Origin of the sequence: Acinetobacter sp. WCHAc010034 (assembly GCF_001696615.3) — a bacterium.
GTDB lineage: Bacteria > Pseudomonadota > Gammaproteobacteria > Pseudomonadales > Moraxellaceae > Acinetobacter.
The window spans coordinates 2,003,864-2,021,108 of sequence record NZ_CP032279.1 but is presented as its reverse complement, the minus strand read 5'-3'; the positions used below and the strand labels follow the sequence as shown (position 1 = coordinate 2,021,108).

Here is a 17,245-nt window from a genome sequence, read left to right as displayed (position 1 = left end):
ACCGGTTCCATCCTGCATGAAACCGGTTTTTTTTAACTGCATCTGCTTTCAGGCTTCCGCCTTGAAATTAGCGGCCGGTTTTCTCTTTTAAGAAGCGGCGCGCGGCTTTGAATTTTTCTTTGACCGGTTTCGGCAGCTTCGGCGGAATCAGTTTGGCAGCCTTGTTAAACCATACCAGCAGGCCAAAGTCGCCTTCCATTTTAATGCTGCCGTTCTGCATGCCGGTCATGAATGCGGTCGGATCGCCTTTCATCAGGGTTTTCACGCCCTGCTCGCTGTCCGCGAACTGCAGGATGAAATCGGCTTTTTCCGCATCGCCGGCGGCCGTGTCAATCTGCCCATTATTTACAATAATCTGGCGCGCCACGCCCAAATCCGTGCCAATCTGAATGCGGAACTGGCGCTCATGAATCAGCTCAATAAATTTTGGGCTGGTGCGCGCCAGCTGCTTCATCCGGAGCGCTAAACCGGCAACCAGCAAATCCAGCGGATCCGTGCTGACATCAACCAGAGGTAACTTTACGACAGGAATTGATGATAGTTTCATGACTTTGAGCCTATTGTAATTGTTGGGAAATTGACTGCTTCATCCTACCATAACTTCTATTTTCAGCACTAAGCCTTTGTATGACAATTATCAGCCGGCCGCGCATAAAAAAATGCGCCCGCAGGCGCATTTTTTTATGCAGATCTGAACTTTAGCCTTCAGCGGCTGGAGCATTGCCGTTCATCATCATATACCGGCGTATGCTCTATGCAGCGGCGCTTCGCCAAGGCCCGCTCGGCGCGGCGGTCTTCGCGCAGCAGCATCAAGCTGAATACCGTCATCGCGGAAGCCATTGCCGTCAGGTAGCTGTGAGCCATGGGCAGCTCAAACAGGGTTTGCGCGCCAAAGCGGATGACTTCAATCAGCCCCCAGGCCAGCATCCCAGCCAGCATGAAACTTAACCAGCGACGATAAGGCGAGAAGAAAACAGCAATCAAGGCAGCGGCGATCAGGCTCAAGCCGGCAATGGTCGCTAAATTCGCTGTTACCATAAAAACCTCCGTCATTCGGCAGACGCAGCGCTCAAACTGTGCTCCATTCTGCCAACTGTAACCGTTAAATGAGTCAATGGAATTCTGTCGATCTCAATCTCTATGCATGCATTATGCTGAGTTTTCCGCATAAAAAAAGTCTTGTATTTTGCAAAAGCGACACACCTTGTCGCAATATTATTTTGTCATTACAGTTTTATTTTAAAGGCTTTTTCCAGAACAATGATGCCGTCACGCTTGGCGTGTCATTACAAAAAAAACCGCGCTTTCCCGCATGCCTGAAAAAATTTTCCGGGCCGGATCAATTGCTTTTTTTATCGGCAGCGGCGGCGGGCCGCCGGCCGGTTCCAGCTGAATTTCAGGCAAAAAAAGCGGCGCAGGCGCCGCATTTTTCATGCTCCGGTCACAATTATGCGCGGTTCAAATCCTTGTCATGCACGCCCAGCAGGTACAGCACGCCGTCCAGGCCAACGCTGGAAATCGCCTGATTGGCGTTCTGGCGCACCAGCGGCTTGGCGCGGAAGGCCACGCCCAGGCCGGCAATCGACAGCATCGGCAGGTCATTGGCGCCGTCGCCCACGGCAATCGCCTGCTCCAGCGAAATGCCCATCTTGTCCGCCAGCTCGCGCAGCAGCAGCGCTTTGCGCGCGCCATCAACAATATGGCCTTTGACTTCACCGGTCACCTTGCCGTCTTCGACATCCAGCACATTGGCATGCACTTCATCCAGGCCTAATTTTTCCTGCAGGTATTCAGCAAAATACTGGAAGCCGCCGGACAGGATCGCGGTTTTATAGCCCAATGATTTCAGGGTTGAAATCAGCCGCTCAGCACCTTCGGTAACGGTCAGGCGCTCGGCGATTTTCGGCAGCACCTCAGCGTCCAGGCCTTTCAGCAGCGCCACGCGGGCGCGGAAGCTCTGCTGGAAATCCAGCTCGCCCAGCATGGCGCGCTCGGTAATTTCCGCAACCTGCTCGCCCACCCCGGCCTCAATCGCCAGCTCATCAATCACTTCCTGCTCAATCAGGGTCGAATCCATGTCAAAGCAGACCAGGCGCCGGTTGCGGCGGTAGGCATTGTCTTCCTGCACCGCCACATCGACGCTGAGCTCAGCCGACAGGCGCAGGCAGGCGGCGCGCATGGCGGCCGCGTCCAGCATTTGCCCGCTGAGGCCGAACTGCACGCAGGCGCGCTTCGGGCCTTCCGCCTGCCCGGTCAGCACCGGACGGCCCGACAGGCGGGTCACGGTTTCAATATTGAAGCCCTGGCCGGAGACAATTTTTGTAACGGCCTGTAAGTGCGAAGCATCCAATTCCGGGGCTAAAGCCGTCACGATATAGCGCGTGCGGCCTCCCTCGCTCACCCACTGGTCATATTCTGCTGCAGAGATCGGTTTAAAGCGCACAGTTAAGCCGATATCATGTGCTAGAATCAGAATTTCCTTCATGGCTAATGCTGTCGCAGTTTGATCATCAGACGACACCACAATGCCGAGCGTCAGCTGGTTATGGATGACGGCTTGCCCGACATCCAGAATTTGCAGGGAATGAACGGAAAGCACCTGCATTAATCGTGTAAATTGATTAGGCTGGTCAGGTCCTAAAAATGAAATAAGAATGATTTCTCGCATGAATTGACTCGGGTCTGAGCTGCAGCTATTGGGAGAATCATAATCGAAAATGAACAGAATTGCCTTGGAAGTTTACGTTGAATGCGCCTAGACAAGGGCTATTTGCTAGCCTACTGATTGTAAGTTTTGCTTTCCATACCTTTTTGCTGGTATTGGCGACCACTCACCAGCTGAACGAGAACCGCGCCAGCCAGGGCCAGCTCATGACCAGCCAGCTGGTGACAGACAGCATTTCTGAACTGGAGCCGGCCAATACCGTGTCTCTAGCCCTGCTGGCGGACCGCTATGCGACCAACCCCAGCGTCGCCTCGATCCGCATCCTGAATGCGGATAATCAGGTGATGGCCACCGGCGGCCTGACCAAAACCCGCGAAGGCGAGGTCTTTGTCCGCGATGCGGTGCTGAATGAGAAAAAAGCCGGCAGCGTTGAAATCACTTTAATCAAGCCGAGCATCGGCGAGATCCTGCGCACGCAGTGGCTGGCGATCCTGGCCTCGCTGATTGTGCATAGCCTGCTGTGGCTGGCGTACCGTGCGATTGCCCGCCCGAGCCGCAGCGAATATCTGGCGCAGATTAACAATGAGTCGCGCCTCAAGCATGAAATCCAGACTCTGGCTCAGGCGCTGGAGCAGGAAAAGCATAACGCCGCCGTGGTGATCGCCCAGGCGCAGCAGCAGGCCCAGAACAAAGCCAAAGCGAAGGAAAGCAAGCCGATTGTGGTTGACAGCAATGAGCTGGCGCTGAATATTCAGTTCTACGACCCGAAGCAGCTGCTGGATACGGTCAACAGCACGGTCTCTGCGCCCTATTTCAACCTGTGCCAGATTTTCCTGAACAAGACTGCGGAGCTGTGCGTGCAGCATTACAAGCTGAACAGCTCAGACCTCTGCACCGTGCATAAGTTTGATGAGAAAGGCGCCACCATCAGCATGTCGGCGGACACGCCGAATGCGCTGCAGTGCCTGACCATGATCAGCGCGGTGTTCCAGCTGCTGTCGGATGTGCTGTATAAGCGCTACCGCGAAGAGAAGCGCTTTGTGCTGCAGACCCGCAGCGCGGTGTCCAGCGCGGTGGAAGCCATGCAGCTGTCCTCCGTGCAGGCCGCTGAACGCCTGGTGCAGCAGCTGTCCGCCAAGGAAAGCGCCGTGCATGTGCCGAATGCCCAGCTGAAGGAAATTTCAGATCATTTCCAGCTGGTCAGCCTGCCGAACCCGACCAATGTCCTGACCCGCCATGCCTTTATGATTAACGGCATGGACAGCGAAGCGGCCGAAATAGCGCAAAGCCTGCGCACGGAAATCTTGAAGTCCAAGCAGTCCAAAGCCTCTTAAGCCGCGGATTGAAGCCTAAAAAAGCCTGACATTGATCAGGCTTTTTTAGGTTTGAGGAAAATCAGACTTTCAGCATTTTCTGCTCAATCAGCAGGCGCTGCGCGCTGTGCGCCTGCCCTGCAGGATCCGCTGCGGCTTTAATCCATGTTCCGTCCGGCTGCAGGTCCCATGCATTCTGATTGTCATTCAGGTAACTCACCAAGCCATCCTTGAAAATGCGCTTTTTCAGGCCGGCATCCAAAACCGGGAAGCAGGTTTCCACCCGGGAAAACAGGTTGCGCCCCATCCAGTCCGCGCTGGCGCAGTACAGCTTTTTCTGGCCGCCGTGCTCAAAATAATACACCCGGGTATGCTCCAGAAAGCGCCCGACGATGGAGCGCACGCGGATATTTTCCGACATGCCCGGCACCTGCGGAATCAGGCAGCAGATGGAGCGGATGATCAGGTCCACCTGCACGCCGGCTTCAGAAGCGCGGTACAGCGCGGCGATCAGCTGCGGCTCGGTCAGCGCATTGACCTTAATGATAATCCGGGCGGCTTTGCCGGCCTGCGCCAATGCGGTTTCCTGATCAATCAGCCGCAGCAGCTCGCTGTGCAGGGTAAAAGGCGCATGCAGCAGCGCTTTCAGCTTGGCCATCTTGCCCATGCCGGTCAGCTCCTGAAACATACGGTGCACGTCTTCGCAGATTTCCGGCTGCGTGGTCATCAGGCCATAATCGGTGTACATACGCGCATTGCTGGCGTGGTAATTGCCGGTGCCCAAATGCGCATAGCGCAGCAGCTGATTATTTTCGCGGCGCACAATTAAAATCATTTTGGCGTGGGTTTTATAGCCGACAATGCCGTACACCACCACTGCGCCGGCTTCCTGCAGGATATTCGCCACGGTGATGTTGGATTCCTCATCAAAGCGCGCGCGCAGCTCAATCACCGCGGTGACCTCCTTGCCGTTGCGGGCGGCTTCGGCCAGCACCTGCACAATTTCGGAATCCGGCCCGCTGCGGTACAGGGTCTGCTTGATCGCCAAGACTTTAGGATCTTTGGCGGCTTCCCGCAGCAGGCTGATCACCGGCTGGAAGGAGTCAAAAGGATGATGCAGCAGGACGTCCTGCGCTTTTAAAATCTCAAACATGCTGTGCGGCTTGCGGAAGATTTTAGGAATTACCGGGGTAAAGTGCGGATGCTTCAGTTCCGGGCGCTCAAAGCTGGTGCTGAGGCGCGACAGGTTGATCGGCCCGCCGATGCGGTACAGCTCCTGCTCGCTCAGGTCAAACTGGTCCAGCAGGTACTGCATGATGGCTTCAGGGCAGTCATCTTCAATTTCCAGGCGCACCGCGCGGCCAAAGCGCCGCGAAGACAGCTCATCCTTCAGCGCCACCGCCAGGTCATCGACATCTTCAGCCAGAATCAGGTCGGCATTGCGGGTCACGCGGAAAGCGTAGCATCCAGTGGCCTTCATTCCCGGGAACAGCTCGCTGATATGCTGCTGAATGATGGCGGTCAGGAAAATCTGCGCATCCGCGCTGCCGGCCACGTCTTTCGGCAGCGCAATCAAGCGCGGCAGCGAGCGCGGCGCCGGCACCACCGCCAGGGTGATTTCACGGCCAAAGGCATCTTTGCCTTCCAGGCTGACAATAAAGTTCAGGCTTTTATTCACCAGGCGCGGAAAAGGGTGCGATGGGTCCAGGCTGATCGGGGTCAGCACCGGCTGCACTTCCTTGGCGAAGTATTTGGCAATCCACGCCTTATGCTTTTCTAAAATATCCTGATACTGAATGAACTGAATGCCGCGGCTCTGCAGCTCCGGCAAAACCGCATGGTTTAAAATTTCATACTGCTTTTTGACCGATGCATGCACCGCCTGCGACAGCTCATGCAGCACCACTTCGGTCGGCAGCGCATCCGGTGTGCGGGCTATGGCGTTCAAATCGCGCTGCTTCATCAGGCCCGCAACGCGGATTTCAAAAAATTCATCCAGATTTCTGGCAAAAATAATCAGAAAGCTCAAGCGCTCAAGCAAGGGCAAATCAGGATCCTGCGCCTGCGCGAGCACGCGGCGGTTGAATTCAAAAAGTGATAATTCCCGGTTAAAATACGTCTCCGATGAATGCTGAAAGTTCTGCATACCCTCTCAATGCTGTCTGCAACAGTCTGTTATAAAGCCTTCGGAAAGGCATGTTAGGCAGACATTATGACAGTCATGTTACAGGCAGGCTATCTGTAAATAATTTAAACAGCTGTTTTAGCTGCGCTTTTAACAGAAAAGCGCAGCGGCGCCATGTTCAGTCCGCATTTTCCGGGGCTGCGGCGGCCGGCGCCTCTGCCCTGCCGGCCCAATAGCTGGCCAAAGCCGGGCCGGAAATATTGTGCCACAGGCTGAAAATCGCGCTGGGCAGCGCGGTCAGCGGCGAGGCGGCGAAATGCGCCGCCGCCAGCGCCACGCCTAAGCCGGAGTTCTGCATGCCGACTTCAATAGCCACCGCCTTGCAGTCGGCATAAGGCAGCCTGAACAGCCGGCTGGCCCAAAAGCCCAGCAGATAGCCCAAGCCGTTATGCAGCATCACAATGCCTAAAATCAGCAGGCCTGACTGCAGAATCTGGCCTTTGCTGCCGCCAATGATGGCTGCCACAATCGCCACAATGGCCGCCACCGAAATCAGCGGCATGACTTGAACATAGGCTTCCACTTGGCGCCGGAACAGGCTGCGCGCGATCAGGCCCAGCGCAATCGGGAACAGCACCACCTGCAGAATAGAGGCCAGCATGGATAAGGCATTGATCTCAATCCACTGGCTGGCTAAAAGATAGAAAACCGCCGGCGTCAGCAGCGGCGCAATCAGGGTCGATACTGAGGTGCAGGCCACAGACAGCGCGGTATTGCCTTTCGCCATATAGGTAATGACGTTGGAGGCTGTGCCGCCCGGGCAGCAGCCGACCAGAATCACCCCCACGGCGATCTGCGGCGGCAAAGCGAAAATCTTGCACAAGGCATAGGCTAGGCCCGGCATCACCATGAACTGCGCGGCGACACCGATCAGCACCGCTTTCGGGCTTTGCATCACGCCTTTAAAGTCCGCCACGGTCATGGTCATGCCCATGCCGAACATGATGATGCCCAGCATCCAGGGGATATAGGCTTTCAGCCAGACAAACGCTTCCGGCTGCCACAGCGCGATGCCGGAAAACAGCACTACCCATAATGCAAAAGTTTGCTGCACCCAGCGGTTAAATCTCAGAAATGCAGCCATGCGGTTTCACTCTCTGTACAGGCGGATAAAAAGGCAGCTCAGAATGAGCCGAAGCTAGGCTGCCCCGTGCAGGCTGGCAATATCTTTGACATAAATGCGCTTTACCCCATGCGCCAGCATGTCCTGCCACGCATGCTGCAGCGAGCCCTGCAGGTCAATGCCTTTAGACGCATCTGAAACCACAAAGGTCTTGAAGCCCAGCCTGCAGGCGTCAATCGCCGTCCACGCCACGCAGAAATCCGTCGCAATGCCGGCAATGAACAGCGTATCAATGCCGCGCGCTTTCAAATAGCCGGCCAGGCCGGTCGAGGTTTTATGATCGGCCTCCATAAAAGCCGAATAGCTGTCAATTTCCGCATGAAAGCCTTTGCGGATCACCAGCTGCGCATGCGGGGCATGCAGCGCGGGATGCAGGGCCGCGTCATGCGTGCCCTGAATGCAGTGCGCCGGCCACAGAACCTGCGGGCCGTAAGCCAGCTGCACCGTATCAAACGGCTGGCGTCCGGCATGGTTTTCTGCAAAAGAAATATGGTTTTCCGGATGCCAGTCCTGCGTCAGCACCACATTGTCAAAATACTGCGCCAGCTGGTTAATTTTTGGAATAATCTGGTCAGCATTGGCCACCGCCAGATTGCCGCCCGGGGTGAATCCATTCTGCACATCCACCACAATCAACGCGCTATTGTTCTGCATAAAGCCTCTATCCCTTTTTTTATTCAACGCTATCTGCGCTTCAGCATAACTGAAAAAGGGCTTCAGTATTGAAGCCGGCAGGCAAAAAAGAAATGGCTGTTTTGCTGCATGCCGGCTGCAGCCGGGCAAATGCAGGCTTTTCTCCAGTGCAGCTGAGGCCAGCGGCATTGCTTTGAAAGAAAGTCCGCTGGCGCAGTAATGCTGATCAGTTAAGCGTAATTTCATTATTACTGATTGATAAATCTCCCCTAACCCTGAGCTATATATGGCGCAAGGAAAAAGAGGGGAACACCCTTGAATTCAATATGGTATTGAATCTCGAAACGCTCCCTCCTTTGAAAAAGGTGAACAGCACTGCTGCGCAAGGGGGAGGATTTTATTGAAAAAATCCCCTCATCCTAACCTTCTCCCTGAGCCATATATGGCGCAAGAGAAGGAACTTTCAATATTAATTTTACTGCCAATAAATGATCATTTATTGATTTATGAAACAGATCTATTCGAGTGGCTCTAGAATTTAAAAAAATGCCAGTCAGTTTCTTAACTGACTGGCATTACGCTGATGCAGGTTTTTTATTTACACGCGGGGTTATTGGCCTATCCGGCGCACCAGCAGCAGCATGAACACTGCGGAAATAATGATGCATGGAATGGCAGCTGAAATCACCCCGGCTGCGCCAAAACCGGCAGCCAGGAGCTGGCCCGCGATGGCCGGCCCAAGCATTGCGCCAATGCGGCCTACCGCAGAACCGACGCCCACCCCTGTGCCGCGCATTGCAGTCGGATAGACAATTCCGCCGAAGGCGTACAGCACGCCTTGACAGCCGATCACAAACGCCCCGACCAGCGCGGAAGCCATATACATTTGGGTCAAGGAGCCTGCGCCATTCAGGGCAAACAGGCCGGCCAGCATCCCGCCGTACATTAAAATGATGACATAGGCCTTTTTCCAGCGGTCAGTCAGCATGCCCAAAATGATGGTGCCAATGGCCGCGCTGGCCATGAAGTAGAACTGCGCGGTGCTGCCCTCTTTGCGCGAAAAGCCCAGCTCCATAAACAGCGACGGCAGCCAGCTCAGCATGATGTATACCACCATCAGCGTAAAGAAGTAGCTGACCCAAATGCACAGGGTGCGGATCCGGTTGTCTTCATTGAATAAGTCTTTAAAAGATGCTTTAGGCGCAGCATTGTCTGCAGACTCCGCCTGATTTTGCGCCTGCAGGAATTCGCGCGATTCCGGCAAAAGCAGCATCATCAGCGGAATCACCACAATCGGCAGCAGGCCGCCTAAATAGAATACGTTTTTCCAGTTTGAGCCAAAATCCGTGGCTGCGATCAAAGATAGCAGGGCTGCGCCTACCGGCATGCCGCAGTACATCAGGCCCACTGCGCGGCCGCGGTTTTGCGGACTGACCGCTTCAGACGCCAGAGTAATTAAAATCGGCATGGCCGCGCCTAGGCCGGCGCCGGCCAGAAAGCGCACCGCCAGCAGGCTGTGAAAGCTGTTGACCCAGACTGTGCACAGTGTGAATAGAGCGAAAACCGCGGTTGAGCAGATCAGCACTTTTTTGCGCCCAATCCGGTCTGCAAAACGGCCGCCGGCCAGCGCGCCGGGCAGCAGGCCCAGAATCCCTGCGCTGAAAAACACCCCCAATTGCGGCTTGTCCAGACCGAAGTGCTCGCTGATGCCGGCGGCGGCGATGCCCGCAGCCTGAATATCCAAGCCTTCAATCACCGCAATCAGGAAACAGATCGCTACGGTGACCACAGCATGCTTATGATCTGATTTTTCCATTCGATAATCCTTGTTCAATTGGCGTTCTCTAAGGGCGCCATCATCCATGAGCAGGGCCTGCGCGCTAACTATCCATAAGTTGAAGCTGCTGCCCGGCTTTGCGCATAAATGCTGGATTTATGCCATTTCCCGCCGGCGCCGGATAAAGTCCTAAAAGCGATCACTGCGCTGCCGGAAAAGCGCCTTTTTCACTGCGCCGGCGCGCAGTTCCGGCTGAAATTCCCTGCTGCGCGCTGCAGGCTGCGCTTTCCCTTATATTTTAAATTGATTATTAACGCGGTTTTTATTGAGGATTTTAATCAAGGGCCGCTGAAAACAGGATAGCTTTCAGGTCTAGCCTGATTCATTTTTCCTCTTAAAACCTGAGCAAAATGCACGGATTTCCTGCGCTTCCCCGGTTTCTGGGCTTGCAGCGCAGCTGCCCTGCAGGAAATCAGCTGGAATTTTCATGCTTTGCCGCAGGCGTTTACAGCGCGCCGCCTTCCGGCAGATCCGCCAAATCATCTGCTTGATTATTTTAAATTTGCTTTGTATAAAGATTTTTATGGCTTTGACTAAAGCATATTGTTCTTATGCGCATGATCAGTCATAATTTGCATAAGCATTACTCAATGCAGCGCAAGCGCATTGAATCCGCTGTAAATCAAAATACGAACCCATCCACATCTATGTTTTCCTAATTCACGTCGGATGGACAAATAGGATTGTTTTAAAAATGACTCAGCAAGCACAGACCATTCAAGGCTCAATTGTCGCAATCGTCACCCCTATGTTTGAAGATGGCAGCGTAGATTGGAAGGGTCTAGAAAAGCTGGTTGAGTGGCATATTGAACAAGGCACCAACAGCATTGTTGCCGTAGGCACGACCGGCGAAGCGTCCACCTTAAGCATGGCTGAGCATACTCAGGTCATTAAGGAAGTGATCCGCGTCGCCAACAAGCGCATTCCTATTATTGCCGGCACCGGCGCAAACTCGACGCATGAAGCGATTGAATTAACCAAAGAAGCCAAAGAGCTGGGCGCGGACGCTGCGCTGCTGGTGACGCCTTATTACAATAAGCCGACGCAGGAAGGCCTGTATCAGCACTATAAAGCCATCGCCGCCGCTGCCGACATGCCGATGATTCTTTACAACGTTCCCGGCCGCACCGGCGTAGATCTGGAAAATGAAACCGTGATCCGCCTTGCGGACATCCCGCAGATTGTCGGCATTAAAGATGCCACCGGCGACGTGCCACGCGGCCAGGCCCTGCTTGAAGGCCTGAAAGGCAAAGACATGACCGTTTATTCCGGCGATGACGCAACCGCTTATCAGCTGATTACGCTGGGCGCGCTGGGCAACATCTCCGTTACGGCAAATGTCGCGCCGAAGGAAATGAGCGAAGTCTGCGCGGCTGCAATTGCCGGCGATGCTGAACGCGCTGAGCAGCTGAACGCCAAAGTTGCAAATTTACACAATATTCTGTTTTGCGAATCCAACCCAATTCCTGTGAAATGGGCCCTTCATGACATGGGTTTAATTGGGGCAGGCATCCGCCTGCCGCTGACGCCGCTGGCAGAACAATACCGCGCGCCGCTTCATGCAGCACTGGCTGATGCGGGCGTTATTAAATAAAGAGCAAAATATTATGCAATTACGTTTAGGGCTGGCCCTTGCGCTTTCAGCACTCAGTTTGGCCGGATGCAGTTCCCTTGCCTTTAAGAACGGCACGTTAGACTATAAAAGCACCACCGACTTAAGCCCGCTGCAGTATCCTGAAGGTTCAATGGTGCGCCCTGCAACGCCGCTGTATCCTGCTCCGGCAGTTGACCCGCTTGCCATTGAGCATGCGCCGAAGCTTGAAAACAAGCGTGGCAGCCGCTTCGCCATGCCCCGCCCGGACGCTGAAGAGCCGGCCTCTGCAGGCAGCAGCCAGCCTGAAGATGCAGGCATCGGCCGGCCGCAGCTGGTCACTGACGGAAATCAAAATCCGCTGCTCAAAATTGACGGAAATTCTGCTACAATTTGGCAGTACACCCTTGCTGCCCTCAGCAGCCTGAACCATACCGTTGTTGGCCAGAGCAAAAACAGTTACGAAGTGACGGTTAAAGTCGACCAGCAGACTTATGTGCTCAGGCTTTCATCTGCCGGGTCCAGCAATACCCTTGCTGTGTTCAATGCCGATAGCAGCTTTGCAGACAAAGAAAAAGCTGCAGATCTGTTAGCTCAGATTTACCAAAATTGGCCAGCCTAGTCGTACTAGGCATTTTTTTTTGAAAAAGGTTCCCCCATGTTAAAACAAACCTTGCTCTATACCGGTAAAGCGAAATCTGTTTATGAAACAGACAGTGCAGACCACCTCATCCTAGTCTTCCGTGATGATGCTTCTGCATTCAATGGCGAAAAAATTGAACAGCTGGACCGCAAAGGCAAGGTCAACAACCGTTTTAACGCCTTTATCATGGAAAAACTGGCAGCTGCCGGCATTGAAACCCATTTTGAAAAGCTGCTTTCCCCGACTGAAGTTTTAGTTAAAAAACTGCAGATGATTCCGGTTGAATGCGTTGTGCGCAATTATGCAGCGGGCTCGCTGTGCCGCCGCCTGGGCGTGGAAGAAGGCAAAGAGCTGACGCCGCCGACTTTCGAACTGTTCTTTAAAGATGACGCGCTGGGCGACCCGATGGTCAACGAGTCTCAGGCGATTTCCCTGGGCTGGGCGACTGCTGAGCAGCTGGTTCAAATGAAAGAGCTGACGTATAAAGTCAACGAAGTGCTGAAAGAGCTGTTCGCTGCCGGCGGCATGCTGCTGGTCGACTTCAAGCTGGAATTCGGCGTGTTCCATGACCGCATTGTTCTGGGTGACGAATTCTCTCCGGACGGCTGCCGCCTGTGGGACAAAGACACCAAGAAAAAACTGGATAAGGACCGTTTCCGCCAAGGCTTAGGCGGCGTGGTTGAAGCTTATGAAGAAGTGGCTGCCCGCATCGGCATCGACCTGTCAGATATCTGATCTGTACTGAAGCTTCAAAGCTGAAAAACCGGGCATTTAGCCCGGTTTTTTTATTTGACGGGCCAATCCGCCCTATTGAACGCCATTCCGCTGATGTGCAATCCGGTTATCCAGATGCGCAGGCAGAGCGCTGGACAGCAAGAGCCGCAGCGCTGCATAACACTGCAGCGCGCCTTTGAATCTTCAGGCTGCGCCTGCGGTTTTGCTGGCCTTCAGCTTTCACTGCTGCTGCTGTTCCTGCATCCAGCGCCGCTGCTGCAGGCGCTCGCCTTCCACCTCGCGCTTATTGCGGGCGGATTCATACAGCTTGGTGCCTTTCAGCTCCGGCGGCAGATAGTCCTGCTGCACAAAATGCTCCGGATAATTGTGCGGATACAGGTAGTCTGCGCCGTAGCCCTGCGCTTTCATCAGCTTGGTGGGCGCATTGCGCAAATGCAGCGGCACCGGCAGATTGGCGGTTTTTTCCGCCAGGCTCATGGCCTTATTGATGGCCAGGTAAGTGCTGTTGCTTTTTGCGCTGGTGGCCAAATACACTGCGCACTGGCCCAGAATAATCCGCGCCTCAGGCATGCCGACGGCCTGCACGGAGCGGAAGCATTCGCCAGCCAGCAGCAGCGCATTCGGGTTGGAATTGCCGATATCCTCAGAAGCTGAGATCAGCATGCGCCGGGCAATAAATACCGGGTCTTCGCCGCCTTTCAGCATACGCGCCATCCAGTACAGCGCAGCGTCCGGATCGCTGCCGCGGATTGACTTGATAAAGGCCGAAACCAGGTCATAATGCTGTTCGCCGGATTTGTCATAGCGGGCGATATTCTGCTGCGCGACCCGCACGGTCACGGCATTGGTGATGATGTTTTCCACATCCGGCTCAAATGTGCTGGCAATCAAGTCCAGCAGGTTCAGCGCCTTGCGCGCATCGCCGGCAGCGAACTGCAGCAGCGCGTCAAATTCTTCGATCTGGATATGGCGCGCCTGCAGGAAACTGTCCTGCTGCACGGCCTGGGTCAGCAGGGTCTGCACCGCTTCGGCATCCAGCGCATTCAGGGTATAGACCTGGCAGCGCGACAATAAGGCGCTGTTGACCTCAAAAGACGGATTTTCCGTGGTGGCGCCAATCAGGGTGATTTTGCCTTTTTCCACGGCATTCAGCAGCGCGTCCTGCTGCGACTTGTTGAAGCGGTGAATTTCATCAATAAACACCACCGGCGCCAGCAGGTCGCCGCCGTCGGCGATCACTTCACGCAGCTCCTTCACCCCGGCGCTCAGCGCAGACAGGCTGACAAAAGGCCGGTCAACCGCCTGCGCCAGCAGCAGCGCAATGGTGGTTTTGCCGACCCCCGGAGGCCCCCAGAAAATAATCGACGGCAAATGCCCCTGATCAATCATTTGACGCAGCGGCGCCTGATGGCCCAAGAGGTGATCCTGTCCGATAATTTGCGACAGGTCACGGGGTCTGAGTCGTTCTGGAAGCGGAATATGGCTGTCTGACATCTTATAGTTTCATTGCGGGCTAAAAATAAGTCTAGCCGTATTCTAGCACTAGGATTTTAAATCCCGGAGCATTATTCATTGTGCAGGCTTTATGCTGCAGCTTTTATTTTAAATCTTAGCGACTTAGTCTAAGCTCACTATGCAAAACCGCATAAATATGCTTAATTATAAAGTGCAAAATTGAAAAAACAGTCAATAAGACCTTTTTTATGAGTACAGCCGGAATGTGATTATTAATGTCGTACTTTATTGCATAAATATAAATGCTGAATTGGCGGGCGTTATGAAATTATCATCAAAAAAAAAGCAGGCTCCAGGCGCGCAGCATCCATCTGAAATTCCTGCACAGTTTCAGGCTGCGCCGCTTTTTCCGGCGCCTTCCGACTTTGCGCAGCTGCATCATCTGATTAATCATCTCAATCTGCCGGTCTGGCTGAAAACCCGGCAGGATATTCCGTATTTGAACCGCGCCATGGCGCAATTTGTCGGGTCGGATTTAACCCAGCAGGATAATGAGCAGTGGCTCAATTTCATTCATCCCGAAGATATCGGCTGCTTTATGGCGCTGTGGCGCGCCGCCCTGCTGAGCGGGCAAAGCTTTAAAAAATCCTGCCGCATCAGGCACAGCCAGCTGGGCTACCGCATGTGCGCGGTGCAGGTTGACTTCCCGCCCGATGCGCAGCCGCCGTTTCAATGGCTGCTGAGCTGGACCGATATTCATGACTGCTATGAGCAGCAGCAGCAGCTGACCCGGCAGGTCACGGCGCAGAATAAAATGCTGGACGCCAGCGCGGACAGCATCAAAATTTTGACCCCGGACGGCAAAGTCACCTATATGAACCGTTCCGGCTGCCTGGCGCTCGGCATTCCGGCGGCTGATAAAAAATTCGGCATGCCCTGGCTGGAGCTGTTGCCTGAAGATGTCCGCGCTTCCGGCGCCAGCGCCCTGGCGCAGGCCGCTCAGGGGAAAAATTCGCGCTTTGCGGGAAACAGCGCGGTTGCCGGGCAGGCGCCGCAGTACTGGGACAATATTTTAACGCCGGTCCTGGATGAAAATGGCGCGACCCAGCATATTCTGTGCGTTTCGCGCGACATCAGCCAGCAGAAAATCGCCGAAAGCCGGCTGCAGCAGGCCACCGAAGAAGATGAGCTGACCGGGCTGCTGAACCGGCGCGCCTTCAATCATATTTTCAGGCTCAGCCTGCATGACGCGCTGCAGCGGCGCCAGCAGGTCGGCCTGCTGCTGATTGATCTGGACTATTTCAAGCATGTCAATGATACCCTGGGCCACAGCGCAGGCGACCATCTGCTGCAGACGCTGGGGCAGCGCTTTAAAAACTGCTTTGAAGCCGGCATCACGGTCGCGCGCTTAGGCGGCGATGAATTTGCGATTCTGGTGCCTGAATTGCGCGATCAGGCGCAGCTGATGGAAACCGCGCAGCTGGCCTGGATGCAGATGGAGCTGCCGATCAGCTATGCCGGCCAGTACATCAATGGCGGCATGAGCATCGGCTGCTCTATGTTCCCGCGCGATGCGCAAAGCGCCTCCAATTTGCTGAAATGCGCCGACATCGCGCTGAATGACCTGAAATCCAGCGGGCGCGGCGGCATCCGCATGTTCAATCAGGCGATGTTTGAAGCGCTGGAAGTCACCACCAAGCAGCTAACTTTGGCCCGCAGCATTCTTAAGTCCGACCGCATTGCGCCTTTTTACCAGCCCAAAGTGCTGCTGAACAGCGCCCAGGTGATCGGTTTTGAAGCGCTGCTGCGCTGGCATGACCAAAGCGGCCGCCTGCAGCTGCCGTCGAATATTTACGCCGCCTTTCATGACTATGAGCTGGCCTCGGGCATCAGCGAAGTGATGCAGGTCAAAATCTTTCAGGACATTCAGCAGTGGATGGCGGACGGCATGCAGGTTCTGCCGATTTCCATCAACGCGGCGCCGGTGGAATTTCTGCGCGATGACTATGCGGAAAAGCTGCTGCAGCGCATCCGGCAGTACGGCATTCCCCACCATGCGGTGGAACTGGAAATTACCGAACAGAGCCTGTCCGAGCGCGGCGCCAACTATGTCCGGCGCGCGCTGAATCTGCTGAAGCAGTCCGGCATTCAGATTTCGCTGGACGATTTCGGCACCGGGCATTCATCGCTGACCCGGCTGAAGGACTACCCGATTGACTGCATTAAAATTGACAAGAATTTTGTCGAGCGCATGACGCTGGACCGTTCGGCTTTAGCGATTGTGCAGGCGATTACCCAGCTGGGCGCCAGCATCTCGCTGGATATTCTGGTGGAAGGCATTGAAACGGCGGAACAGCTGGAAATTTTAAAGGCCTGCCATTGCCTGAAAGGCCAGGGCTTCTATTTTTACCGGCCGCTCAGCTGCGCGGATGCCACCGCTTTGCTTTCGCCCTGCTCAGGCTAGCGCACCCAGCGCACGATATAGTCTTCAATTTCATCTTCATTCACGGCAGTTTCGCTGACGCAGCGCCCCGCAACCGATTTTCTGGCTTTAATCACGCTGCTGCGGCTGCCGGTATTCAGATAATGCCATGACGGCAGGCTTTTGCCCTCATTCAGCCGGCGGTAGGCGCAGCTCGGCGGCAGCCAGTGGATCTGCTGCAGCTTTTCCGGCGTCAGCTGAATGCAGTCGGGCACAGACTGCACGCGGCTGGCGTAGTCTGAACAGTGCCCGGTTGCGCAGTCCAGCAGCTTGCAGGCAACTTTGGTATAGGCCACTTCCAGCGTTTCTTCATCTTCCAGCTTAATCAGGCAGCACAGGCCGCAGCCGTCGCACAGCGCTTCCCATTCGGCATGCGTCATTTCCGCTAAGGCGTAGTTTTTCCAAAATTGCGGGCGAATCGGTTCCATCACGCTCTGGGCTTCAGTTGAGGTATTCAGCGGATTATAACAGCCTTGGCGCGGCTGCAGGCGCTTCACGCCGCGCCGCATGCGCTCACAATTCAGCCAAAACTTCCCAACAAAAGAATAACAATGCATTGAAATTCATCATCCTATACTGAAAC

At 54.7% G+C, this 17,245-nt stretch carries 14 protein-coding genes; 5 read left to right on the top strand and 9 right to left on the bottom strand.

What is annotated here, in order from left to right:
* Positions 1 to 67 precede the first annotated feature (67 nt).
* From BEN74_RS11235 to serB, 3 genes are all read right to left on the bottom strand, one after another.
* The gene (locus BEN74_RS11235) at positions 68 to 547 is read right to left on the bottom strand and encodes an SCP2 sterol-binding domain-containing protein (RefSeq protein ID WP_068913431.1); all 480 of its coding nucleotides are present in this window, start codon (positions 545 to 547) and stop codon (positions 68 to 70) included.
* Positions 548 to 705: 158 nt separating this feature from the next.
* Positions 706 to 1,038 carry an AciT family ciprofloxacin tolerance protein gene (aciT, locus tag BEN74_RS11230; RefSeq protein WP_068913563.1) on the bottom strand — a complete coding sequence of 111 codons (333 nt, stop codon included), beginning with the start codon at positions 1,036 to 1,038 and terminating at the stop codon, positions 706 to 708.
* A 409-nt stretch (positions 1,039 to 1,447) separates the two neighbouring features.
* Positions 1,448 to 2,668 (bottom strand): phosphoserine phosphatase SerB, encoded by a 1,221-nt coding sequence (gene serB / locus BEN74_RS11225; protein ID WP_068913429.1) that lies wholly within the window; start codon positions 2,666 to 2,668, stop codon positions 1,448 to 1,450.
* Positions 2,669 to 2,745: 77 nt separating this feature from the next.
* On the opposite strand from serB, the gene BEN74_RS11220 reads away from it, so the two are divergent.
* The gene (locus tag BEN74_RS11220) at positions 2,746 to 3,999 is read left to right on the top strand and encodes a hypothetical protein (RefSeq protein WP_068913426.1); all 1,254 of its coding nucleotides are present in this window, start codon (positions 2,746 to 2,748) and stop codon (positions 3,997 to 3,999) included.
* A 61-nt stretch (positions 4,000 to 4,060) separates the two neighbouring features.
* Here the strand turns inward: BEN74_RS11220 and ppk1 are convergent, their stop codons facing one another.
* The 4 genes from ppk1 to mhpT all read right to left on the bottom strand — a co-directional run bounded on the left by ppk1 (position 4,061) and on the right by mhpT (position 9,735).
* Positions 4,061 to 6,124 (bottom strand): polyphosphate kinase 1, encoded by a 2,064-nt coding sequence (gene ppk1 / locus BEN74_RS11215; RefSeq protein WP_068913424.1) that lies wholly within the window; start codon positions 6,122 to 6,124, stop codon positions 4,061 to 4,063.
* Between the two features lie 157 nt (positions 6,125 to 6,281).
* Positions 6,282 to 7,247 carry a bile acid:sodium symporter family protein gene (locus BEN74_RS11210; RefSeq protein WP_068913421.1) on the bottom strand — a complete coding sequence of 322 codons (966 nt, stop codon included), beginning with the start codon at positions 7,245 to 7,247 and terminating at the stop codon, positions 6,282 to 6,284.
* Positions 7,248 to 7,301: 54 nt separating this feature from the next.
* Positions 7,302 to 7,940: a bifunctional nicotinamidase/pyrazinamidase gene (pncA, locus tag BEN74_RS11205; protein WP_068913561.1), complete on the bottom strand. Its 639-nt coding sequence runs from the start codon at positions 7,938 to 7,940 to the stop codon at positions 7,302 to 7,304.
* A gap of 589 nt (positions 7,941 to 8,529) precedes the next feature.
* The gene (gene mhpT, locus BEN74_RS11200) at positions 8,530 to 9,735 is read right to left on the bottom strand and encodes a 3-(3-hydroxy-phenyl)propionate transporter MhpT (RefSeq protein WP_068913419.1); all 1,206 of its coding nucleotides are present in this window, start codon (positions 9,733 to 9,735) and stop codon (positions 8,530 to 8,532) included.
* A 715-nt stretch (positions 9,736 to 10,450) separates the two neighbouring features.
* On the opposite strand from mhpT, the gene dapA reads away from it, so the two are divergent.
* From dapA to purC, 3 genes are read left to right on the top strand one after another with little or no spacing between them, the layout of a single operon-like run.
* Positions 10,451 to 11,350: a 4-hydroxy-tetrahydrodipicolinate synthase gene (dapA, locus tag BEN74_RS11190; protein WP_068913416.1), complete on the top strand. Its 900-nt coding sequence runs from the start codon at positions 10,451 to 10,453 to the stop codon at positions 11,348 to 11,350.
* Positions 11,351 to 11,363: 13 nt separating this feature from the next.
* Entirely contained in the window at positions 11,364 to 11,969 is a 606-nt protein-coding gene (locus BEN74_RS11185) for a lipoprotein-34 precursor (NlpB) (protein ID WP_068913559.1), read from the top strand.
* Between the two features lie 36 nt (positions 11,970 to 12,005).
* A complete protein-coding gene (gene purC / locus BEN74_RS11180) occupies positions 12,006 to 12,725 on the top strand; it encodes a phosphoribosylaminoimidazolesuccinocarboxamide synthase (RefSeq protein WP_068913414.1) in 720 nt (239 codons plus the stop codon).
* Positions 12,726 to 12,944: 219 nt separating this feature from the next.
* Here the strand turns inward: purC and BEN74_RS11175 are convergent, their stop codons facing one another.
* Entirely contained in the window at positions 12,945 to 14,219 is a 1,275-nt protein-coding gene (locus tag BEN74_RS11175) for a replication-associated recombination protein A (protein ID WP_068913412.1), read from the bottom strand.
* Positions 14,220 to 14,502: 283 nt separating this feature from the next.
* Here BEN74_RS11175 and BEN74_RS11170 point away from each other — a divergent pair, with 283 nt between their 5' ends.
* Positions 14,503 to 16,644, top strand: coding sequence for a putative bifunctional diguanylate cyclase/phosphodiesterase (locus BEN74_RS11170; RefSeq protein WP_068913410.1), 2,142 nt, complete (start codon positions 14,503 to 14,505; stop codon positions 16,642 to 16,644).
* Here the strand turns inward: BEN74_RS11170 and BEN74_RS11165 are convergent.
* A complete protein-coding gene (locus BEN74_RS11165) occupies positions 16,641 to 17,090 on the bottom strand; it encodes a YcgN family cysteine cluster protein (RefSeq protein ID WP_162898220.1) in 450 nt (149 codons plus the stop codon). The two genes, BEN74_RS11170 and BEN74_RS11165, sit on opposite strands and share 4 nt — an antisense overlap.
* Between the last annotated feature and the right edge of the window lie 155 nt (positions 17,091 to 17,245).